At 35.3% G+C, this 21,726-nt stretch carries 23 protein-coding genes; 4 read left to right on the top strand and 19 right to left on the bottom strand.

Annotation, left to right across the window (positions count from 1 at the left end; all coding sequences use genetic code 11):
- Positions 1–60: 60 nt before the first annotated feature.
- Positions 61–951, bottom strand: coding sequence for an SDR family oxidoreductase (locus EKM68_RS11570; RefSeq protein ID WP_125590934.1), 891 nt, complete (start codon positions 949–951; stop codon positions 61–63).
- A 65-nt stretch (positions 952–1,016) separates the two neighbouring features.
- Complete coding sequence (locus tag EKM68_RS11565) at positions 1,017–1,697, bottom strand: B3/B4 domain-containing protein (protein ID WP_125590932.1); 681 nt, start codon at positions 1,695–1,697, stop codon at positions 1,017–1,019.
- Positions 1,698–1,848: 151 nt separating this feature from the next.
- Between EKM68_RS11565 and EKM68_RS11560 the strand changes: the two genes are divergently transcribed.
- Entirely contained in the window at positions 1,849–2,667 is an 819-nt protein-coding gene (locus EKM68_RS11560) for an N-acyl homoserine lactonase family protein (protein WP_125590930.1), read from the top strand.
- Here the strand turns inward: EKM68_RS11560 and EKM68_RS11555 are convergent.
- The 9 genes from EKM68_RS11555 to EKM68_RS11515 form a co-directional block, all read right to left on the bottom strand.
- Positions 2,657–3,202 (bottom strand): TetR/AcrR family transcriptional regulator, encoded by a 546-nt coding sequence (locus tag EKM68_RS11555; RefSeq protein WP_164509429.1) that lies wholly within the window; start codon positions 3,200–3,202, stop codon positions 2,657–2,659. The two genes, EKM68_RS11560 and EKM68_RS11555, sit on opposite strands and share 11 nt — an antisense overlap.
- Positions 3,203–3,258: 56 nt before the next feature.
- Positions 3,259–4,023, bottom strand: coding sequence for an ABC transporter permease (locus EKM68_RS11550; protein WP_125590926.1), 765 nt, complete (start codon positions 4,021–4,023; stop codon positions 3,259–3,261).
- Positions 4,020–4,925, bottom strand: coding sequence for an ABC transporter ATP-binding protein (locus tag EKM68_RS11545; RefSeq protein WP_125590924.1), 906 nt, complete (start codon positions 4,923–4,925; stop codon positions 4,020–4,022). Before EKM68_RS11545 ends, EKM68_RS11550 begins: the two co-directional genes overlap by 4 nt.
- On the bottom strand, positions 4,925–5,134 hold the full coding sequence (locus tag EKM68_RS11540) for a PLDc N-terminal domain-containing protein (protein ID WP_125590922.1): 210 nt from the start codon (positions 5,132–5,134) through the stop codon (positions 4,925–4,927). Before EKM68_RS11540 ends, EKM68_RS11545 begins: the two co-directional genes overlap by 1 nt.
- Entirely contained in the window at positions 5,127–6,257 is a 1,131-nt protein-coding gene (locus EKM68_RS11535) for a helix-turn-helix domain-containing protein (RefSeq protein WP_125590920.1), read from the bottom strand. Before EKM68_RS11535 ends, EKM68_RS11540 begins: the two co-directional genes overlap by 8 nt.
- A 146-nt stretch (positions 6,258–6,403) precedes the next feature.
- Positions 6,404–7,423 carry a DUF916 and DUF3324 domain-containing protein gene (locus EKM68_RS11530; protein WP_164509428.1) on the bottom strand — a complete coding sequence of 340 codons (1,020 nt, stop codon included), beginning with the start codon at positions 7,421–7,423 and terminating at the stop codon, positions 6,404–6,406.
- Between the two features lie 101 nt (positions 7,424–7,524).
- Positions 7,525–8,187, bottom strand: coding sequence for a WxL domain-containing protein (locus EKM68_RS11525; protein WP_125590916.1), 663 nt, complete (start codon positions 8,185–8,187; stop codon positions 7,525–7,527).
- Positions 8,188–8,364: 177 nt separating this feature from the next.
- On the bottom strand, positions 8,365–8,544 hold the full coding sequence (locus EKM68_RS11520; RefSeq protein ID WP_125590914.1) for a hypothetical protein: 180 nt from the start codon (positions 8,542–8,544) through the stop codon (positions 8,365–8,367).
- On the bottom strand, positions 8,544–9,251 hold the full coding sequence (locus tag EKM68_RS11515) for an NAD(P)H-dependent oxidoreductase (protein ID WP_225423004.1): 708 nt from the start codon (positions 9,249–9,251) through the stop codon (positions 8,544–8,546). The genes EKM68_RS11520 and EKM68_RS11515 overlap by 1 nt, the downstream gene beginning before the upstream one ends.
- A gap of 100 nt (positions 9,252–9,351) precedes the next feature.
- Between EKM68_RS11515 and EKM68_RS11510 the strand changes: the two genes are divergently transcribed.
- Complete coding sequence (locus EKM68_RS11510; protein ID WP_125590912.1) at positions 9,352–10,062, top strand: B3/B4 domain-containing protein; 711 nt, start codon at positions 9,352–9,354, stop codon at positions 10,060–10,062.
- Between the two features lie 53 nt (positions 10,063–10,115).
- On the opposite strand, the gene EKM68_RS11505 is transcribed toward EKM68_RS11510, so the two are convergent.
- The 8 genes from EKM68_RS11505 to EKM68_RS11470 form a co-directional block, all read right to left on the bottom strand.
- Positions 10,116–12,512 (bottom strand): lectin-like domain-containing protein, encoded by a 2,397-nt coding sequence (locus tag EKM68_RS11505; protein ID WP_125590910.1) that lies wholly within the window; start codon positions 12,510–12,512, stop codon positions 10,116–10,118.
- A gap of 115 nt (positions 12,513–12,627) precedes the next feature.
- A complete protein-coding gene (locus EKM68_RS11500; RefSeq protein WP_125590908.1) occupies positions 12,628–13,296 on the bottom strand; it encodes a hypothetical protein in 669 nt (222 codons plus the stop codon).
- A complete protein-coding gene (locus tag EKM68_RS11495; RefSeq protein ID WP_125590906.1) occupies positions 13,281–13,493 on the bottom strand; it encodes a hypothetical protein in 213 nt (70 codons plus the stop codon). The genes EKM68_RS11500 and EKM68_RS11495 overlap by 16 nt, the downstream gene beginning before the upstream one ends.
- A 153-nt stretch (positions 13,494–13,646) precedes the next feature.
- On the bottom strand, positions 13,647–14,423 hold the full coding sequence (locus EKM68_RS11490; protein ID WP_404810806.1) for an ABC transporter ATP-binding protein: 777 nt from the start codon (positions 14,421–14,423) through the stop codon (positions 13,647–13,649).
- The gene (locus EKM68_RS11485) at positions 14,347–15,324 is read right to left on the bottom strand and encodes an ABC transporter permease (RefSeq protein ID WP_125590902.1); all 978 of its coding nucleotides are present in this window, start codon (positions 15,322–15,324) and stop codon (positions 14,347–14,349) included. Before EKM68_RS11485 ends, EKM68_RS11490 begins: the two co-directional genes overlap by 77 nt.
- A gap of 18 nt (positions 15,325–15,342) precedes the next feature.
- Positions 15,343–16,311 (bottom strand): ABC transporter substrate-binding protein, encoded by a 969-nt coding sequence (locus EKM68_RS11480; protein ID WP_125590900.1) that lies wholly within the window; start codon positions 16,309–16,311, stop codon positions 15,343–15,345.
- Positions 16,312–16,745: 434 nt separating this feature from the next.
- The gene (locus EKM68_RS11475) at positions 16,746–18,047 is read right to left on the bottom strand and encodes an aspartate kinase (RefSeq protein ID WP_125590898.1); all 1,302 of its coding nucleotides are present in this window, start codon (positions 18,045–18,047) and stop codon (positions 16,746–16,748) included.
- On the bottom strand, positions 18,047–19,219 hold the full coding sequence (locus EKM68_RS11470; RefSeq protein ID WP_125590896.1) for a homoserine dehydrogenase: 1,173 nt from the start codon (positions 19,217–19,219) through the stop codon (positions 18,047–18,049). The genes EKM68_RS11475 and EKM68_RS11470 overlap by 1 nt, the downstream gene beginning before the upstream one ends.
- Before the next feature lie 102 nt (positions 19,220–19,321).
- Here EKM68_RS11470 and thrC point away from each other — a divergent pair, with 102 nt between their 5' ends.
- Positions 19,322–20,809, top strand: a complete 1,488-nt coding sequence (gene thrC / locus EKM68_RS11465; protein WP_125590894.1) for a threonine synthase — start codon at positions 19,322–19,324, stop codon at positions 20,807–20,809.
- Positions 20,796–21,671 (top strand): homoserine kinase, encoded by an 876-nt coding sequence (thrB, locus tag EKM68_RS11460; protein WP_125590892.1) that lies wholly within the window; start codon positions 20,796–20,798, stop codon positions 21,669–21,671. Before thrC ends, thrB begins: the two co-directional genes overlap by 14 nt.
- The last annotated feature ends 55 nt before the right edge of the window (positions 21,672–21,726 follow it).

The following is a 21,726-nucleotide window of genomic DNA, read 5'->3' as shown; positions in this document are numbered from 1 at the left end:
TGTGCATGAAAATAGGCATCCTCAATGAGGATGCCTATGGTTAAAAGTTATTCATCAATACTATTTGACAAAGAGCCTAAATTTTGCTTGTGCTATTTTTAATTTCAAAGTTAAAAATTCCTTCAGAGCAGTCGCGGGGCGACCCATTATCTCTTGATAATCATCAGTAACAATGTTCAATAATCCCTCACCACCAGCATCATACATCGAACTTAACATATGTCCTTCACCGCCTTGATCATACAAGTCAGAGAACTCTTGTAATGTAACCGGTTGATAGCCAATTTTATGACCCGATACCTCAGTCAATACAGCTGCCAATTCAGGCATTGTATAATTTCTATCTTGAGTCAAAGTATAGATTTTTCCGTCTTGACGCAACTCGTTCGTAGTTGCTACTTCAGCAAATGCTTTAGCACTATCTTCTAAACTGATAAATGACAATGCTTCTTTTCCAACCGGATAAATAACATTTTGTCGCTCAATCAATTCAGGCAAATATGGAACCAATGGATCTGCATATAATGAATTTTTAATAATTGTATATTTCAAATTTGATGCGGCCAACCGACGTGGTAAATACCCATAGAATGCTGATAGATCAAAGGGATTATTCTCTTGATCAGCTATGAAACCCATTGCCAAAATGTGTCTAACTTTAGCCTTCTCAGCCGCAGTTATGACATTTTCTAATTCAGCTACCCGACTGAAACTGTCATGGCTCTTACTTGGAACATAAACCAAAATATCTTTATCTGTTAAAGATTCAACCATCATATCTTCATTTTGATAATCGATTGGTAGGACTTCTAACCCTACATCCGCAAGCTTTTTAGCTTTTCTAACGGTATGTACTCCAACACTTATATCAGAGTTAGGTACAAGTTGCATTGTTTCTTTTAATATCTGTGAACCTAGATGTCCCGTTGCACCAGTAATAATATATTTCATATTTGAATACCTCATTATAAGTTAATATACACATGTTACTTTATAAGTTACACGTTTGCAAATCATTAACCTTCACTGGAAATAACTTCAATTGAATATTTTACCTTTGGCATAATCGAATTGAGTGTTTCGCATACTCTAGTCAAAGCATCAACACGGTACTGAACTGTCGTATACTCATTTCCTTGCACGACAAACAAGATATTTTTGGTACTATCGTCTATCTTATAAAGTTCAGAATCACGACAATCCAAATATGCTAAAATTCCATTTTTGTCTCGATACACATAATCGTAATCTGCAACCTTTTTGTCAGGCGCCAAAATAGGCGAGAATATATCAACCTTGTTTGAGACTGTGAATTCAATTGGGAAATCAATTTTATCCATATCATGTGCACCAATCGATAAATAAGACTGTAGAGATTCAATATTATAAACATCAACTACGGAATTAACTCGAGGAAAACTACCACGATGCTGAATATTGCCTATCAAAGCCTCAGCGGTTGGTGGATTTTTTTTCAAACTTCGGCCAATTTTTTTGACCATTTCAACATATCCATTGATTATTTGATTATTACGTAACTGGTTCAAATCAGTTTTCAATGCTTTATCTTCATTTATTTTTAGTTCTTTCAAAATTTGATTATCCAATTTTTGGGAAAAATCAACTCCGGTTACTTTACCAATAACAATATTACTGATTCCTAAATCTACTAAACTTTGATTTAATTTAAAATTCATGATGCCACCCTATCTTTCAAATAAAAGTAATAGTTATAAAACATTTTCATACAAAGTGTATCTTATCTTGCATAATGAATGATATTAATTCTTGTTTAACAAAATAATCATTATATACTGACATTATCAAATCAATTACGAGGTAAAAAAAATGGCAGAAATAAAAATTCATATTTTACACACTGGACTGGTTCAAGTAGATAAAGCTTTACCATTTCATGAAAAATTCCGTAATCCATTGGCATTCACAGGCTTATTTCGATCAAACAAAAATCAAATTGTTCTGCCTGTTTCCAGTTATTTAATTGAACATCCCAAGGGGCTAGTATTAATTGATACCGGTTGGAATGAACTGGTAAGGACATCCCAGTGGCAGGAACTTGGTCTACAAACTGTTATTAACAAAGCGTACCTTCCCGATGGGTGGTCAATTAGAGAACGATTAGCAGAACTTGGGTACAAACCTGCTGATATTGATTATTTGGTTCTTAGCCACCTGCACAGCGACCACGTAAGTGGATTACCTTTAGTCAAAGATGCCAAAAACATTCTTGTGTCTGCTGAAGAATGGCAAGCAGGTAATACTGACAAATTGAGATACATACCTAAATCATGGGCCAACACTAAGATGCGAACATTCAATTTTCATCCCTCCAACTTAGGACCATTCCACCGTTCGTTCGACCTTTTCAATGATGGAAGCATAAATTTTATTTATACTCCCGGTCACAGCCGTGGATTAGCCGCAACATTGATAAAGGGCGCAGATGACAAAGAAGTTTTACTTGCATCAGATACCGCATATGCACAGGAATCTATCGACAAATTATACACTCCAGGAATCGCCGTCAACCGAGCTCAAGCTATTGAGTCTGTCGGTTGGGTCAAGGAAAAATCACAGGAATCACAGGTTATTGAAACAATCACCAATCACGACCCTAACGTCAAACAGCATATGATTACTCTGTAAACCAGTATGACATTAATGACTTAAATGATTCATTCATAAAATCCGTTGTCCGAGAATCAATGCCATTGCTAAGACTCCATTTAATAAAAGTCAAAACATTTGACGCATACATTTTTTTAATAAATTCATTAGATACAGGTGATTTTTTATCCTTAATAATATCGTCCAAGGAATCACCAATTAATCGTTCAAACTCTTCTTGTAAATTTGTGGATTCTGCATGGACAGAAAATAACAATAAAATTCTTTGAGAGTCTGATTTTAAGTACTCAATGAAATTCTTCAATGATTCCGGATCATCAAATGTCTTCATTCTAATATCCATTGCACGTTGTAAAAGCGACGTGTAATGGATATTTTCTTTTTCTAACAATTCATATTTATCCACATAATGCTGATAAAATGTCGAACGTCCAATCAATGAATCATTACAAATATCAGTAATAGTAAGTTGTTCAAATCCTTTTTGATCTACTAGCTTATAAAAACTATCTTTGATTAATTTTTCGGTCTTAATTACTCGCAAGTCCTGCATCAACTCACCCCATTTACCCATATTATGACATATAAAAAGACCGATTTGCAGCGGTCTCATAATTTCTTATATTTCAAAGATAATACTGAAAGATAAATAATTACCATTGTGGAAATAATTGTTATCCATATTGCTGGCATAATGTGAGAAATTTGTTCAGTCCCCTTTATCAAGTAAATGTTATCTGTCACTAATGCAATCGGATTATAGCGTCCTGTACTCTTAAATAAATTTAGCAATGTCAAAACAATGAAAACCACAACTGATGTCAAGAAACCCATATAATTACTCTTACTTAAGCTTGAACCTAAAATCGTAATTGCTACAAATAATAATCCAAATATTAATAATGGCCACATGCCACTCCAAATATGGGGACTCCTATTATCCGGAAAATAGTAAGATGTATATCCCCAACTAATCAAGAATGCCATCATTATTGCCAAACACCATTGAATATAAGCAACTATATACTTGGCCATAACGACTGAATAACGTGGCAATCCTTTAGTTACAAGATTTACCAACGTACCTTGTGCTACTTCGTTACTGATTGTCCCGCTGAAAATAACCACTAAAATATAAATACCAATCTGTGTCATATTTTTATAATATTGTTGCCAGGCATCAATACTAGTTGGATCCGGCATCTTAATTGTTAATCCACTGCCTGTCGCCATCTTTAAAATATCAGGTGTCAACTTTGCCATTAATGGACCTTCGATACCAAAAATAACGAAAACAACGGTAATAATCAATAAGTGATAGTTACGCCATGACTCCAATAATTCTTTACGGATAAAAAACCACGTAGCTTTCATGACGTTACCTCCATGAAAATATCTTCCAGACTAGCTTCTTGTTTATCCATCGACATAGGAATCAGATGCGATTTCAATAACATATTCAGCACAGATTCGGCTACAGCCTGATAATCACCATCATAATTAAGAATAACCTTCTTATCTTTTCTTGTGGCACTATCACCCAGAATCTGTGATACTTGATTTGCAATTTCATCTGAATCAAATTTCAAAACAATTTGTGATTTGGCATATTTTTTCTTCAAATTATCCAAACTATCATTTGCCTTCAATATCCCATCATGTAAGATTCCAACTTGATCACTGATTCGCTCCACATCAGTTAAAATATGAGTCGAAAAGATTATCGTCATTTCACCACGTAAACTTGCCAATAAATCAAGAAACTCACCTCGACCATTTGGATCAAGTGCCGATGTTGGCTCATCACAGATAAGTATTCTTGGTCGATTTAGTAACGCTTGAGCAATTCCCAATCTTTGTTTCATTCCTCGAGAGAATCCATGAATCCTTCGTTTATTTATTGGTAAATCAACCGTCTTTAACATTTGATTAATTCGAATAGATAAGTCCTCTTTAGAAATACCAGTCAATTGTCCGCACAATGTTAAATATTCTGTCGGATTCATATAACCATAATATTCCGGAACATCGGGTAAATATCCAATTTCACGGTTGACGCCAGAATTACCATAATGAACTTTTTGACCATCAATCAAGATATCACCTGAATCAATTGTTTCTAGACCTAAAATCATCTTCATAGTTGTTGTCTTGCCGGCACCATTATCACCCACAAATCCAAAAATCGAACCTTCTGGAACTGCAAAACTAAGACCATTCAATACTTGCTTGTCACCATACCGCTTCTTAACGTCGTGCAATTCTAAAATTGCCATTAATACTGTTCCCGACCGATAATGAAATACAAAATAGCTCCAATGGGATTAACTAATAATGTTAGTAAAACCCACAAAATACGATTTCCCATTCGATAATTCTTATGTCTAAATATATGAATCAAAGCGGCAAGATCCAATCCAACTTCAAGTATTATAAGCGGAATAAAAAGTGGCAAATTGTTTGTAATAATATCAGCATTATTCATTTTCAAAACGCTCCTTTATCGTATTCAAACGTTCGAGTATTTTTTTAAATTCTTCGCTATCTTGATACTGTTGTAAGAATGGATTCTGCGTGACGATCGTGATGAAGTCTGACTTCAGCTGATTCTCATCGCGTGGTAGCGCATGTCCAAGGTCAGTTTGATTCAACCACTCATTGATTTTGTCAAAGTATCTATCACCGTGTAATTCCAATGGAAATTGCATATTACTTAATAGATCAACGTATTGAGATAGACAATCCATCACTTGTTCAGTTCTTTGCATCTGTGCGAATCCCATAGCTGCGGAATTAAAAAAATTAATAACAATAGCCGGATTTAATTTTTTGAATGAAAAGGATTGAATTAACGATAAACCTTTATCATAAGTTGATTCGAATTTGTCCGGTTGATCTACTACAAGTTGTAAATAATTATTTATTTGACTCATCATCACAGCTGTATATTGAAAAAGTGAACTCTGAGTAGTAGCAATTGCTCTGTCCTTATCACCTTTCAATTGATAGGCCCATGCAATCAAACTCTCAGTTGGATAATATTCTGGCACATATTCACCTAATGTATTCAGGACTTCATCAGGTTTTTTCAGCATCAGCGCACAATAGGCAGAATAATTATTAGCTTTATCTAACAACACTGGATCATTAGAAATTTCCAGAACATGAGCAAACAGTTCTTGTGCTCTACCAATATATTTCACCATCTTATCATCTCTTGACTTACCTGGAAGCAAATCCCCGTGGTTCAACAATAACTGACCCATTTCTAGTATCAACGGTGCACAGGAATAATAACGATGGACTACATCCTCGATCGAATTCAAAACCTCTTCAGGCTTATTCGAGTCAAATTCGTTGGTTATCGAAATATAAATGTGACGAATTTGCTCAGTGGATAGGTTGTTACTATAATTCATCAACTCGTCAACTGAAATATTGAAATAACCAGCCAACAATGGAATCAAAGTAATATCTGGATATGACTGACCGGTCTCCCATTTTGATACGGATGCCTTAGATACCCCCATGAAATCAGCAAGTTGTTGTTGAGTAATTTGCTTTTCTTTTCGCTTCTGAGAAATAATCGTTCCAATATTCAGTTCCATGCCTACCTCCACTTAATCTCTTGTATATTCTAATTATAGATGGTAGACAAAGTTAAGTATAGCGATACTAAGTTAACTATTTTATGTGATAATCAACTAACTCGATACAAACAAAAAAAACCGCATTTCTGCGACTTTAATTTTGTTTAGTGTTTCTTGATATATTTATTACGATATGCCAAAGTAACTAGGATCATTACCAAGACGATTGCAATGATGAAGGCAATTAATAAGTAATTAGGCTCTGGACTTGCGTTCTTAACAATAGATGTCTTCGCTAATTTCTTAACCGTTTGAGTCGTGACAGTAAATTTTCTATCAAAGTGCCAAGCAGACGTACCTGCTTTGGCATCCAAAATCAATTCATATGTTCCAGCTTTTAAAGTTTGTTTAGGACTACCGATTAGATAATCAAAATTGCTATTTGGTGCCATTGATAATCCAGTTTTGTTCTGTTTATAAACTTCCTTGCCACTTGAATTCTTGACCGTCGCATTCACTGATAAGTTATCAATGATGGATGGAGTAGGATTGATTAAGTTAGCCGCAACATAATTGTAATAGTTAACTTGTTTTTCGTTAATATCGCCAAGATTCAACTTTGGTTTAATTTTATCTGAGTTTTGTCTCAATTCTAAGCCGATTACATAAGCATATTCATTATTAATATGAATCCCCTTTTTGGCGGCTTTCGGTGTCGCAGTTATTTCTTGTACTCTGATGCCACCAAGAATTATTCCGGAAAAGTTTTCTTTAGGAGAATCCAAATGTACAGTAACTAATTTGGTTGTATTAGCATCGACTTCTACATCCTGTGGACTGGTAACAAGAGATTCAATATTGTATGCAAGATTATCATTCACAGATGAGCCGTGAGTACTATAATCAATCACGCCATTGGAATTAGTTAAACCACGATTAACTGAAACTTCATAATGATGGCTTACGGAATCTTTATTATTTATTTTTATCGTCAAATTCTGACTTTGTCCTGGTGTAACCTTTAAATCAAAATAAGAACCTGATTTTTCAATTTGATTATCTGGCAGATCTGCACCAACTGTATAGTTTAATGTATCAGCTTTTACAGATGTTACTCCAGTTACCAAAAATACGAATAGTGAAGCAAAAGCTAAAATTATTGGCAAAAATATTTTTTTCGTCATTATCATCCATCCTTCCTTATTAAGAACGAGATGTTAAGGTTACACGCCTCAAATTTCGATAAAAGAAAGACAATACAATTTAGTATTGTCCTTCAAAAATATTATGATGGTGCATCTGATAAGCTCCAAGTTACGGTTGAAGTATAAGCACCTTGCAAATTACCAGCAGGTACGTATAGCGAGAAATCAGCTAGTGCATATGATGTTGTATATGCACCGACACCAGTACCTGCAGCGGCATCTTCAAGATTTACTGCACTAGTAGATAATGTGACTCCATTCTTGTAAGTTGGAAGTGTTGAAACATTAGATGAATCATCAGCTGTAATAGGTGTATCAGTAGGCGTTGCAATCGTGAGTGCTGCACCTTTTAAGCTAGTGCCAGAAGTTGTTCCAGAAAATGGTGTTGCTGAAACGTCTAGAGACCAACCAGTTGAGAAACCTGGATTAGTAAGCTTTAGATCTGATGAAAGTTTCAATGGCGTGTAATTTTGTTTAGAGACTGAATATAATTGACTACCAAAGCTTATTGTTGGAACGTCGTCCAATGATAGCATCTGTGTAGTCGTCAAAGTTGCATCCGACGTAGTTGTTTGTGGAGCAGGTGAAGCTGCAGCCGGTACAGTTCCTGGTGCAGTGTAACTTGTGGTAGGAGTAGTAGTAGTAGTAGTATCAGTCGTTGCAGCTGCTACCGTGACAAGTGTCGATCCAACACCGAGGGCTATAGCTCCCAATACAGCCGTTCCCTTAATTAATTTTTTCATGATTTAATCCTCGAATAAAAAACTTTCTCGTAAAAAATACTATTGTATTTGGATGCCATTAACCTGTCTAAACATCCACCTTCTTTATAGTCCGTTTAAACATTGATATCAAAATTATTGCCCAAAAAAAATAAACTAAAAGTATTATTAAAATACCTTTAGTTTGTATAAATTTTTTTACCATTTATCGTGATTCCACAGGCGTCCATCAAGTTCATGTTGAATTTGATCCGTTCTAGTCGCCTGTTCATTCACAACTTTTTTTAATGCCGTCAAAAAAGCTCGTTTTTCATATTCTGGCTGAGAACTCTTAAGTTGGTCAATTTGATCCATCAACCATTGTGATTGTTCATCCATTATTCGTCCTCACCCTCCTTGATCATTTTTAAAGTGTCATTTACTTGCTCAAGATTTTCCTTGTTTTGAATAAAGGTATCTCGAATTAGGTTACCAGTAAATTGATCCTTGTCAGGTAGTTCTTTAACAAATTTCTGCAAGTGTTCTTCAAACCATTCTTCACGATTGACTAATGAATCAGGATACTTTTGATTCAGGTATCGTTGGTAATCAATCAACAATTGCATTTGTTCATCTTCAGACATGTACCAAAATTGCGGGACAGAGAACAGAGGCATAATTTGCATTTTTCCTAAATTAGCAATTGCTCGATATGGAGCCATTGCTTCATCAAGTGTAATATTTTCAGTCGCACCCTTTTGAAAATCCTTTAGGGGCATACCCGTAGTGACAACTATCCCGAATTCTTTGTTTTTCAATGGATAAGTTTTGTCTCCATATATAAAATTATGAGTCAAGACTTCATCTTCCCATTTTTTAAGTCCATACGGTGCTGCATACCAATATAGTGGAAATTGAAAAATAATCCGATCAGCTTGACGAAGTAAATTTTGTTCTTTGATAATATTTATCTCATTCAAAGATTCTACATGATGCCAAATAACATCTGCATCTTCAGCACCCTTTCTCAAGAATTGTTGTGTCTGAGAATTATCGATTTCTGGATGTGAAACGATGACTAAAGTTTTGATAATCCACACCTCCATAGTGTTTCTAGAATAACATATTTTGACCACGACGGCTTCTCACAAGATTGATGTCGAGTGATATAATTAGCACATATATTAGAATAACTCGGAGGATGAAATGCAAAAAATTATCGTTGATCCAGAATTCTGGGAAATCTTTCCCGATGTAGAAATAACCTGCATGACTGCACGTGATATCGATAATCATGATGACAGCAACGTTCCTGACAACTTGATTCAACATGCGAATGAAGTCGCAAAAAAATGGGTACCAGATGATCCCATAAGTGCTAATCCCGTTGTTCATGCATGGCGTGAAGCATATCGTAAGTTCAAGACTAAAAAAGGTGCTCGTAACGCCGTTGAAAATCTTCTCAAACGTGCAAAGAATGACAAAGGAGTTGGTAACATCAATCCAGTTGTTGATGTCTACAATTCCATATCACTAGAATATGCCTTCCCTATTGCCGCGGAAGACCTCGATAATATCGTTGGGGATGTCCATCTAACGGTTGCCAAAGGTGGAGAACCATTCGTACCAATAGGTGAAGATGAACCTGAAGAAGCATTGACTGGTGAAGTTATCTATCGTGACGAACAAGGCGTTCTCTCACGTTGCTGGGCATGGCGTGACAGTTCACGTGTTGAAGCTACTGATGATACTAAGAATTTGTTATTCTATATGGAAAACATCCAACCAGATCGTAAAGACGATCATACCGAGGCTGGAGAACAATTGATCAAGCGTTTCAAAGACTACCTTGATATTGATATCAATGACTTAACAATTATCAGTAAAGACAACCCTGAATTTGTATTCAACAAGTAATCAAATAGCTAGTGAACTCCATTTTGGAATTCACTAGCTATTTTTGTGCCATACTACTTATTTGGTAATCCATCATTCAAAATCCAATTTATTGTAGCATGGTATCTTCCACTTGAATTTTCATTGTTGAGTTTTAAGAACATACCTAGATTACTATTCCAGTCATCTTCTACATTCACTATTTGTTTTTCCTCAGACTGCTTAGTATTAGTATAAATATCGGTTAAATTTGTCAGAGGCAAAACATTACCAACCGAATTCTTATAAACAATCTCACCATCAAGTTTTTGAGTACTATCTTCCTTTATTAATTCTGTTGCTTTGGCTTGTAATGTCCAACTCCTACCAATACTTCTCCCATCTGTAACTTGAATGTGCCAATCATCCTGTCGCGGTACTATTTGCCCTGCATATCCAACATTGATTGGTTCAAAAGACACGTATTTACTAACTTTATAATCTAATCCGCCTCCAATAAAAATTACAACTGAACCAACAGAGGTTGAATTTCCTAAATTATCATTTGCAAATATTGTTACTACATTTGATCCTACATGTAAATTATTTTTTTGTACATCAAAAATGTAATGTGCATTTTGCGAAGTATTTCCAAATAATTTAAAAGTATTCTGTTCAATACCATTAATATTTGGATGCATTGTTACATCTGATGGATTAATAAGAGATCCATTTGAATATGAAACATTTCCACTAATGGCAGTCAAATCAGGCACAGACTCCATATTTTTATAATCTACTCTATCAGATACAGTTAATGACATCGATGGAATAACAATATTAAAGCTGGGAGTATCGTCATCAACGATGAAGTTATCACTAGAAAATCTAGCATGTTGTTTATTGACAATCACAGGCTCTGTACGATTATTAACAACAGTATGAAGTTCTATTTTTGCATGTTTATTATTATTAGATAAACTTCTTAACATCAAATGCTCAACTTTACCGTTGCCATTACCATCAATAATACTAAATTCATTTTCTTTTATTTCCTCAGGATGATCCGGATCATCATCATAAGTGATTTTTCCACCATTAAATGTTACCTCTTGTGGAAGATTCATAGAAGTAGAGATTTTACTCCATTCTTTAGAACCATTTTTATAATTCAAGTTATAAACAAAATCAAGATTATCACCAATATTTACTTTATCGTCAGGACCGGGAATTTCAGTTCCCTTCGTCGTATCTTTTAAATTAACATTAGAATCTGCATTCACAAAGGATGGAATTGATTCAAAAACTATTAAATTATTTTCAGTAAACCGACCAGTGCTACCTGTGAAACCCCACATTAATTTTTTACTATCTCCAAGCTTAAAATGATTCATATCTAACTTTTGGGATCCAACAATACCAGTGCTATTAGCAGTACCATCAATGTTTTTGTCATCAAATGCATAGGATAAAGTACTTGTCGCATGATTAAATTTTACCGTCATGTGATGCCATTTTTCATTAGTTAAAGATAAATTATCATGAAGATTTTTATGATTCATTTTGAAGAATGTTCTGGATCCATTGTTACCGCTGGTAATCTCTTTCATATACGTAGCATTCGGATCATACTCATCAATAGTGTAATTTGCGTATCCATCAGGGTAATCCATACTAATGTGTTGTCCATGAATTTGCTGATGATAAGTAAAATTACCATCACTACCTCTGCCATTTAAAATATCCGCATCAAACGACACACCTTTACCGTTTATATCATCAGCTCTCGTAAGTCGATTAAGAAATGTATCAAATTCAATTGCAAAACTATTTTGAATTGCAGTTTGAGATATTGATGCTCTCGAAGCTGACCCTAAATTATTGAAATCAGCTCCCCATACCCCCAAGGTTTCTCCTGGTGCAGGACTACCATCAAACCTTGATATAGCCCTGATTCCTCCAAATGGGTTTAGTGGTGAAGAATCGTCTTTAGCATTCTGCAGGACAAACGCCATACCGTCACCAACTTCCCTAGGTTCTGCAAGATTAAGTGGTTTACCAAAATATAACCACATCGACATGGATTGATCTTGAGAAATATCTAAAAAATTTGATTCACTTGTATTACTCCAAATGGCCCCCAATTGATTAAAATTATGCGTAACTCTTAAAATACCAGTTTTATCGTTTGGATTATTCTCATTTCTTTTTATAACTTTTGAGGAATTCATATCTTCATCTGAATCTTTTTTATGAAATTCACCTCTCAAGAAAGTCGGATCCGATATATCCAATCCTCTTGGAGCAGTATCCAAAGCATTTTTTAAATCATCTGGATCTGCGGGTTCCACATCAACTGGAGCCACATTTGGTTCAACACTGTTTGCAGCATTTACTTCAAGAGAAGCCACCTTAAATAAACACATAACAATCAATACATTAAATATAAAAAATATGAATGATATTTTATAATGTTTTTTATTAAAAAGCATAAATAAGCCTTTCGTAATCGTTATATATCTTCAAATAATCATATATATTATAACAAACAAATGACAACAAATCTTAAAAAATCACATTTTGTTTTCAGAAAAACGATTTGAATATTTACATACTGTCGACTAGACTCCAATAGATCTTTCCTTCATAAGAACCAGCCTGTGTACAATTATTTACCTTCAATAAAATCCCATGCTTATTTTTCCAAGTACTGGCGACATCAATTGTTTGAATATCTTCATTGTCCTTAACATTCGAAGAAATTGTAGTCGGATGATTTAATTCTATTAATTTGCCATTTTCTTCCTTGTAAACAACATTACCATCCAATACAGTTTTAGTAGTATTTTCAACTAGCTGACCTGCTTGGGCTTGCAATTGCCATAATCTACCATTCGATCTACTATCAACGACTTCAACTTGCCAGCCATCCTGTCGCTGAACTATTTCGTTAGTTGAACCAGCCATAACTGGTACGAACGATACTTTATCTTGGATATTTCCAAATTGCAATCCACCACCAATATTAATAATTATTTCTGATTCTTTAGATTTATTTGATGACCTCCCTTTGGCACTAACTTTCAAAACATTTTGATCAATATGTAATTTTGTTTTGTCTACATACAAAATGAATTCGGCCTCTTTTGCAGCTGGATCACCGAGTCGAATTGAATTAGGTGCACCACCATTCAAATCATATAATATTGCAATAGTACTTGGACTAAACATTTGATCTCTAGCAAACCAAACCCTACGATCTAGAACTTGATCCATCGACGAATATTCAAGTTATCACTTTCAAATCTAACATGAGCTGAATCCACCTTGGTTGGCAATTCAACATTTGTATTATTATTGTTATTATTTGTTGGAGGTTTTGCTGCAAATATAACTTGATTATTAGTAAAAGCAAACATTACTAACATAACCAAAGCATATGCAATTTTATAACCTAATCTGTAGCTTGCCATTAAAATACCTTTCCCTGGTAGTTACCAATCATAATTTTAATTGCTAATTGTAGCAGAAATCCCGCAGCAAATGTTATCGAAATAGTCATAATAAAATTCAATAAAATGATTTTTAAAAACAAAAAAATGCAACCAATAAAGGTTACATTTTTTTTAATCTTGAAATAAATTTACTAAATCTTCTGATTTAAGATTTTGTTTTTCTTCACCACTAACATCTAATTTTATTTGACCATCTTGAACCATAATCAAACGATTACCGTATTTCAAGGCATCAGACATTTTGTGTGTGATCATCATTGTTGTCAAGCCCTCACGTGTCACAATTTTTTGAGTTATTTCCATAACATCATGACTAGTCTTTGGATCTAATGCCGCTGTGTGTTCATCCAACAATAATAATTTTGGCTTACTCAATGTCGCCATCAGTAACGATAAAGCTTGGCGTTGTCCACCGGACAAATATTTAACTTGCGTCTCTAATCTATCTTCTAATCCCATATTCAAAGTTTTCAACAACTCTTGATATCTGTTCCATCTATCTGCCTTCTTATAACGACGTAAGCTAGCAGTATGCGTATGACTTTGTGCCAACACTAAATTTTCAGCGACACTCAAGTCCCCCGCAGTTCCCATCTTTGGATCCTGAAATACTCGTGACATCCAGCGTGCACGATACGAAACTGGCTTCTTAACAACATTACGATCCGCCAAATCTATTTCACCAGCATCGGCAGTCAATGTTCCCGCAATCGTGTTCAATAGTGTCGACTTCCCAGCACCATTATTACCGATTACGGATATGAAATCACCTTCATAAACTTTTAGACTAACATTCTTTAAGATATGTTTCTCATTCTCTGTTCCCGGAAAGAATACCTTTTGTAAGTTTTTGACTACTAATGTTTCTGATTTCATCTCGTTGTTCATAATTTTCACCTTCCGCTAATTGTGACAAATATTGTTTTAATTGTCTCTTTGTTTTGATGCGATTTTGAATGATTGGAACGCAGATAACAATTACCAGGATAACTGCTGAGAGTATTTTCAAGTCATCTGGTGGGAATCCTAAGCCCATAGCGACTGTTAGCAACAAACGATAGATAATCGCTCCAAAAACCATCGCCAACAGTCTAACGATAATGCTACGTCCACGTAAGAAAATTTCACCTACTAGAACCGATGCAAGTCCAATAACGATTGTCCCAATGCCCATTCCTATGTCAGCATAACCATTACTCTGAGCAATCAGTGAACCTGACAAAGCAATTAAACCATTCGAAATCATGTAACCAAAAATGATCATTCTATCCGTCTTGATTCCATTAGCTGAACTCATGGCCTTATTATTACCCGTTGCCATGAGCGACAAGCCTAATCTAGTTTTAAAGAGGCTGTATAAGAGTGCAACCACGATTGATACAATAATTAATCCAGCAATTATGGTCTGAATATCTGGATCAAGATTACCAGGTAAATAACTTGTTAGAACTTTTTGATCCAACAAAGGAATATTTGACTTACCCATGATATGCATGTTGACAGAATACAATCCTGTCATAGTAAGAATACCTGCCAATAAAGAGGGAATTCTCAACTTAGTATCCAAAATTCCTGTTATGATACCTGCCAAACATCCAGCAATAAATCCAGCAATCGTTGCAACAAAAGTTGACTGTCCATGTAGCATCAAACTAATTGTGATTGCAGCACCGAAGGGAAAACTTCCTTCAGTTGTCAAATCAGGAATATCTAAAATTCTAAATGTGATGAAAACACCAATAACTAACGGTACCCACAATAATCCTTGTCCTAAACTAGATATAAGCATATGCGATTATCTCCTTTTTTAAGGTTTTGTAATTGAACTTGGGTCAATACCAATTGCCTTGGCATTTTCTTTATTAACATACAATCTCAAAGTTTTTGATGTTTCAATTGACATCGTTTCTGGTTTCTTTTTATTAACTAAGATTTGATAGGCCATTTCTCCAGCTTGCTTACCAAGATCTTTGTAGTTAATTCCATATGTTGTTGTACCACCATCTTGAGCCATTTCGATTGATCCGGTAACAACTGGTAATTTGGCTTCTTTAGCCTTTTTACCAATAGTCTTCATGGAACTAGCCATCAAATTATCTGTTGGTAAATAAATACCTGAAACCGTATCTTTCATCCCTGAAACCGCACTAGCAACGTCGTTAGTACTTGTGACACTAACTGTTTTAATTGCAATATTATTAGCTTTGGCATATTTCTTTGCACGTTTAACTTGTAAAACTGAATTTTCTTCTGAAGAGTCATACATAATTCCAATTGGCTTGTTACTTGTAGCAATAGACTTCAATAATTTAATTTGTTTTTCAACTGGTGATCTATCACTAGCCCCTGTGACATTCGTATCCGGCTTGTCGTTTGATTTAACTAATCCTGCACCTTTTGGATCTGTTACAGCCGTTATAACAATTGGAGTTGTTTTAGTTTTTTTAGCTAATCCCTGTGCTGCTTGAGTTCCAATTGCTAGTAGCAAATCTGGTTTCTTTTGTGTTAATTGTTGGCTCATAGAATTGACGTTTGATTGGTCCCCTTGAGCATTCATGTATGTGTAGTTTACTTTCATTGACTTATCATGCTTCTTAACTGCATCCGTCAATCCCGATTTGAAGCCGCTTCTAGCAGCATCAAGTGATCCATGTTGAACAATTTGTAAAATGCCGACATTAAGTGTCTTACTATCTGATTTTGATGATGATGAACAGCCGGTTAATACGACCGCTGCCATAATAATTGTAATTAATCCCATTAAATATTTTTTCATAATTGATATCCTCCCGATATTTAAAAAAGGTAAATAAAAAACCAGATAGATTTTTAGAAAAATCCATCTGGTTAAACATCGGGCCCGAATATTGTCCCCAGATAGATTTTACCCGTATCTATCTGGCTTGATGACATGTTCAAAAACTTTAGCCAATCAATAGATACGAACGCTTGCGTACGCGTTCGTATCCAGTTGACTGAACACAAACGCTATCTAAAGAAAAAGCTAAAGGCGAATTGACTATTCAAATGTGTGATATTGCTATTCAGTTTTATCATAGTTAATTACCTTTCCTTTCATGTCTTTAATTTACAATGACTAGTAAACCATGTACAAATTATGCTGTCAACAACTATTTTAATAATAAGATAATTTTATGAGTAAAATACTAATTTAAAAAGTATCTATGAATACTGATATAACAACGTTTATTATTGACCAACAGCATTTTTATAAATATTGGAAATTGTTTTCTCATAATCAGCATTGGAAACTCCAAAGACGATTTTCATATCACTGCCTTCTTGGATAACTAATCTAATATTGATCAAACTCTTATCAAGATATTGCATAATACGTCCGGCAATAGCGGGACGGCTGCTCAGCTCTGTCGAAACCGCCGCAATCAAGGCAATATTATCGTTCACAAAAACTTCATCAAGGTTACATTTGCTCTTCAACTCTGACATGACAACACTGAGAATACCCTTTAATTCACGTTGCGGTAATAAGAATCTAAATGAATCTGTTCCTGAGGGAACTGAATCAACAACCAAATTATGCTTTTGAAAAATCGATAAAACACTTTGTAAAATTTCAAGATGTTTATTTAATTGATATTTTTTAACAGTAATAATTGTATAATTTTTCTTTCCAGCAATTCCTGTAATAACTTGTTTATTGTCGCGCTTAATACGGTCAACAACTAATGTTCCGCCGCTGTTTGGATGATTTGTGTTGAGAATTTTGGTTGGAATATTTTTAATTCTAACTGGTTGCACAGCTTCTTCTTGAAAAACATTGAATCCCATATATGACAATTCTTGTAACTCACCATATGTTAGTGAATCAATCCGTTTACACTTACTAACAATTCGCGGATCCGCCATCAAAATACCAGAAACATCTGTCCAGTTTTCATACAAATCAGCGTTCAAAATATTAGCCAAGATAGCACCGGAAATATCACTGCCACCACGCTGCATTAATTGGATCTTACCATTCTGACTACCGTAGAATCCCGGCACAACGATTCTTTCATTTTCAGAATATAGGTCTTTGAACTTGTCAGCAGTAGCTGACATATCAATTTCTCCATTTGAAAACATCATAAAATCCGCCGCATCGACGAATTTGAATCCTAGGTAGGCTGCCATAAGGTGAGCTGTTAAGAATTCACCACGAGAAATCAAATAGTCACTTGAACAATCATTCAAGTTATTTTCAATGATTTTAATTTCATTTTCAATATCAAAATCAATTTTTAAATTATTCTTAATCTTCAAAAATCTTTCAACAATCTCATCTAGGACCTTTGAATAATCCGAATCACTCAATCTTAATTTATCGAGTTCAATCAATAAATCTGTGATTTTAATTTTTTCTGCAGCGCTTTTACCTGCGGCACTAACAACCACAACTTTACGTTCACTGTCATCATCAATAATTGCTTTTACTTTTGCGAATTGTTCTGCATCGGCAACTGAGCTGCCACCAAATTTAACTACTTTCATTATGCGACTACCTCCATGGGTAAACTGGCCATAAAGGCTTTACTATCAAAGGAAAGAACTTCTTTCATCAAATCATGCATCTTACCGGCTGAAATTTGTTCAACTCTGAGGAAATCTCCCTCAGGATAAACTTTGTAATCTGAAAAAATATCACTAACATCATATGACGAGCGAACTAGATAATCACTCTTTGTTAAGTTTGAACAGTATTCAACTTTACTATCAAAATTGCGAACTAAGTGATCCTTAGATTCCTTGATATCCAAAATATCTTGCACAACAGCATTCGCTGTTGGCAACATGCCGGCACCTTGACCGAAGAAATCCAGCTTACCAATTGTGTCTCCATTTAGAGAAATCAAATTGTAATTATCAGGTGTATTGGCTTCAAGTGTGTGACTCAAGAACAATGTTGGTTCAACGATATAGTCAAATTTATTTTCACGCTGATGTGTTTTACCAATAAGCTTGATCGACATACCCTTCTTGGCAAAATAATCAATATCACTGGCACTAATGTTGCGGATACCAAAAATCGGCATTTTATCCTGATCAGCAATATCAATGTTATAAGCAATATCCGCACTGATGGAGAGTTTGTTAGCAACATCGATGCCATCAATATCTGCACTAGGATCAGCTTCAGCATAACCTAGTTTTTGAGCTTCTTTGAGGACCTCAGAAAATGATTGGCCACGTTTGCTCATTTGATCAAGGATAAAATTACTTGTTCCATTGAAGATTCCTTCAATAGAATTAACTTGATCAATGCGTAAGGCTTTTTCAAGTCCCTGAATCCAAGGGATACCACCGCCAACACTGGCTTCAAAATAAAACTTAACACCATTGTCACGTGCGGCCTCTGTGAATTCTTTTAGATACAACGCTATAACGGCTTTGTTAGCTGTAATAACGTGTTTCTTATGTTTCAAGGCACTCAAGATATATTCATGTGCTGGCTCGATTCCACCAATTGCTTCTACTACTACGTCCAAATTCTTATCGTTCAAAATTTCATCTATACTATCTGTCATTTCTGGTAAAATGCATTCTTTATTCTTACGAATCAGAATATGAGCAACATGGAGGCTTTCGGTTTTACCACTAGCCTTCTTTACTATTTCATAAACGCCTTTACCAACTGTACCAAATCCCAAAATAGCTATGTTCATGGTAATAACCTCCTGTTTTCTGTGTTCATTATTCGTAAACACTTGTTTTTTCTTTAAAAACAAGTTATCATAATAACATTCAATTTGCAAGGGGTTATAACTATGAATAATTTATATACAAGCACAAGAAACGACCAAGTTAAGATTTCAGCCAAGGATGCAATCCGTCAGGGATTCTCTGAAGACGGCGGATTGTACGTCTTTCCAAATTTTGATGATGTATCTATAAATATAGAAGAATTAAAAAATAAAAGTTATCAAGATATTGCTAAATTAGTCTTGAAACAACTGCTACCAGACTTTTCAGATAAAGAAATTGCTGAATGTGTCAGTGCAGCCTATGACTCAAGCTTCGATACAGACGAAATAACCCCCGTCACCGATATTGATAACTTCCACATTCTAGAATTATTCCACGGACCAACAAGTGCCTTCAAAGACGTTGGCCTACAACTACTTCCTCAACTAATGAAGCATTCAATCGCTGACAAACGTGTCATGATCCTCACAGCTACAAGTGGTGATACTGGCAAGGCGGCCTTGGAGGGATTCAAAAATTCTGACAAAATTGCCATCACGGTTTTCTATCCTCATAACGGTGTCAGCAAAGTTCAGCAATTACAAATGGCTTCAACAGATGGTGACAATACTGAAGTCGCCGCTATCGAAGGTAACTTTGATGATGCACAAAGCAATGTAAAAAAGATTCTCAATGACGCTTCACTTAAGCGAGAACTAGGAAATAATATCAGTTTATCAAGTGCTAACTCAATTAATATTGGTCGTCTAATTCCTCAAATCGTCTACTACTTCTTTTCATACAAGAAGTTAGTCGAAAATAATCAGATCCATAACGGTGATAAAGTAAACTTCAGCGTTCCAACTGGTAACTTTGGCGATGTCCTCGCCGGATATCTTGCCAAACAATTAGGATTACCCGTTAATAAATTCATCGTTGCCAGTAATGAAAACAACGTACTTACAGACTTCTTCAATAGTGGTATTTATAACCGCAATCGTCCATTCTTCAAGACAGTTGCTCCAAGTATGGATATTCAGATCTCCAGTAACTTCGAACGTCTACTCTATTATAAGAGCAATGGTAATACTGCATACGTTAAGCAATTAATGGATGAACTAGAAACAAGTGGAAAATATCAAGTTTCTGCAGAGTTACTTAAAAGTATTCAAGAAGACTTCTATTGTGGATACAGTACTGATGATGAGATCAAAGAATCCATTCAAGATGTCTATCAAAAACAAAGTTACCTGATGGATCCGCATACTGCAGTTGGATATAAAGTTATGCGTGACTATCAAAAAATCGACGACTCTTGTCCAACAATCCTTTTGAGTACTGCTAGTCCCTACAAGTTCGTCAAAGTCGTAGCTGATGCTGTTCTCGATGATAATCATGACGATGATCTCCAGTTGATGAAAGATATTCAATCAAAAACTGGCGTTGAAATCCCTAAGAATTTGGCTAACGTTTGGAACTTGCCCATCCTCCACAAAGATGTTATAAAAAAAGACGAAATGCGTGACTACGTCAAAGAAAAAGTTGAGGCCGACCTATATGATAAGAATTAAAGTACCGGCAACTAGTGCCAACATCGGTGTTGGCTTTGATGCACTCGGCCTAGCGGTCTCTTTTTACGGAATTGTTGAATTCGACAAGTGTGACAAAAAACTACAAATCAGTGGTTGTCCTCGAGAATATAAAAATGAAAATAATTTGATCTATCGTGCTTTCGTGAATGGCTGCGAATATCTAAAAAAAGATATTCCTAACGTATCAATCAGTATCAATAATGACATCCCTATTGCACGTGGATTAGGTAGCTCCGCCGTTTGTATCGTTGCCGGATTAAAGGGCGCCAGTGTTTGGTTTGGTGACACAATGTCCAATGAGGAGATCCTCAATTTAGCCACAAAATTGGAGGGACATCCTGACAATGTATCTCCAGCTATCTACGGCAATCTGTGTGCTTCAATCAATCACGACGGTGATATTCAAGTAGCTCACTACAAAGTAAATATGAGCTTGAATTTCATTGCCATGATTCCTGACTATCCAATCAGTACTGAAGCGGCACGTGAGGTTCTGCCTGACACAATGAGTTATGCTGATGCTATTTACCAAATTGGCCATCTTGGTGTTCTGATCAAAGCACTGGAACTCGGTGATATGCAAATGATTAAATCAGCCATTGTTGATAGGATGCACGAACCATATCGTAAAAAACTAATTCCAGATTATGATCAAGTTGCAAAGATCTGCGAGGAAGAAAATGTCATTCTTTATATTAGTGGCAGCGGGTCAACATTAATGGCCATTGCTCAAGATGATCAAGTTGACTCACTCTTTGACAAAATTTCGGAACAATTTCCAAAATGGCAAATCAAGCCTCTCTCAGTTGATACAACTGGTGCAACTACCGAAATAATCTAAGATAGATTAAGTGCCCATAAGAAACGGCAAACCTCCCTGTCGTTTCTTATGGGCA

This window comes from Companilactobacillus jidongensis (assembly GCF_003946575.1).
GTDB classification, from domain to species: Bacteria; Bacillota; Bacilli; order Lactobacillales; family Lactobacillaceae; genus Companilactobacillus; species Companilactobacillus jidongensis.
This window is presented reverse-complemented; position numbering and strand designations above follow the sequence as displayed.

Excerpts from the sequence above, each read along its gene's own strand:
- EKM68_RS11535 (WP_125590920.1), bottom strand. The coding sequence starts at position 6,257 with ATGGAACTGAATATTGGAACGATTATTTCTCAGAAGCGAAAAGAAAAG.
- EKM68_RS11500 (WP_125590908.1), bottom strand. The coding sequence starts at position 13,296 with ATGGATCAAGTTCTAGATCGTAGGGTTTGGTTTGCTAGAGATCAAATG.
- EKM68_RS11545 (WP_125590924.1), bottom strand. The coding sequence starts at position 4,925 with ATGGCAATTTTAGAATTGCACGACGTTAAGAAGCGGTATGGTGACAAG.
- EKM68_RS11550 (WP_125590926.1), bottom strand. The coding sequence starts at position 4,023 with ATGAAAGCTACGTGGTTTTTTATCCGTAAAGAATTATTGGAGTCATGG.
- EKM68_RS11520 (WP_125590914.1), bottom strand. The coding sequence starts at position 8,544 with ATGGATGAACAATCACAATGGTTGATGGATCAAATTGACCAACTTAAG.
- EKM68_RS11485 (WP_125590902.1), bottom strand. The coding sequence starts at position 15,324 with ATGCTTATATCTAGTTTAGGACAAGGATTATTGTGGGTACCGTTAGTT.
- EKM68_RS11480 (WP_125590900.1), bottom strand. The coding sequence starts at position 16,311 with ATGAAAAAATATTTAATGGGATTAATTACAATTATTATGGCAGCGGTC.
- EKM68_RS11515 (WP_225423004.1), bottom strand. The coding sequence starts at position 9,251 with ATGGAGGTGTGGATTATCAAAACTTTAGTCATCGTTTCACATCCAGAA.
- EKM68_RS11510 (WP_125590912.1), top strand. The coding sequence starts at position 9,352 with ATGCAAAAAATTATCGTTGATCCAGAATTCTGGGAAATCTTTCCCGAT.
- EKM68_RS11525 (WP_125590916.1), bottom strand. The coding sequence starts at position 8,187 with ATGAAAAAATTAATTAAGGGAACGGCTGTATTGGGAGCTATAGCCCTC.
- EKM68_RS11505 (WP_125590910.1), bottom strand. The coding sequence starts at position 12,512 with ATGCTTTTTAATAAAAAACATTATAAAATATCATTCATATTTTTTATA.
- EKM68_RS11560 (WP_125590930.1), top strand. The coding sequence starts at position 1,849 with ATGGCAGAAATAAAAATTCATATTTTACACACTGGACTGGTTCAAGTA.
- EKM68_RS11490 (WP_404810806.1), bottom strand. The coding sequence starts at position 14,423 with ATGAACAACGAGATGAAATCAGAAACATTAGTAGTCAAAAACTTACAA.
- thrB (WP_125590892.1), top strand. The coding sequence starts at position 20,796 with ATGATAAGAATTAAAGTACCGGCAACTAGTGCCAACATCGGTGTTGGC.
- EKM68_RS11540 (WP_125590922.1), bottom strand. The coding sequence starts at position 5,134 with ATGAATAATGCTGATATTATTACAAACAATTTGCCACTTTTTATTCCG.
- EKM68_RS11530 (WP_164509428.1), bottom strand. The coding sequence starts at position 7,423 with ATGACGAAAAAAATATTTTTGCCAATAATTTTAGCTTTTGCTTCACTA.
- EKM68_RS11555 (WP_164509429.1), bottom strand. The coding sequence starts at position 3,202 with ATGCAGGACTTGCGAGTAATTAAGACCGAAAAATTAATCAAAGATAGT.
- EKM68_RS11495 (WP_125590906.1), bottom strand. The coding sequence starts at position 13,493 with ATGGCAAGCTACAGATTAGGTTATAAAATTGCATATGCTTTGGTTATG.
- EKM68_RS11565 (WP_125590932.1), bottom strand. The coding sequence starts at position 1,697 with ATGAATTTTAAATTAAATCAAAGTTTAGTAGATTTAGGAATCAGTAAT.
- EKM68_RS11470 (WP_125590896.1), bottom strand. The coding sequence starts at position 19,219 with ATGAACATAGCTATTTTGGGATTTGGTACAGTTGGTAAAGGCGTTTAT.
- EKM68_RS11475 (WP_125590898.1), bottom strand. The coding sequence starts at position 18,047 with ATGAAAGTAGTTAAATTTGGTGGCAGCTCAGTTGCCGATGCAGAACAA.
- thrC (WP_125590894.1), top strand. The coding sequence starts at position 19,322 with ATGAATAATTTATATACAAGCACAAGAAACGACCAAGTTAAGATTTCA.
- EKM68_RS11570 (WP_125590934.1), bottom strand. The coding sequence starts at position 951 with ATGAAATATATTATTACTGGTGCAACGGGACATCTAGGTTCACAGATA.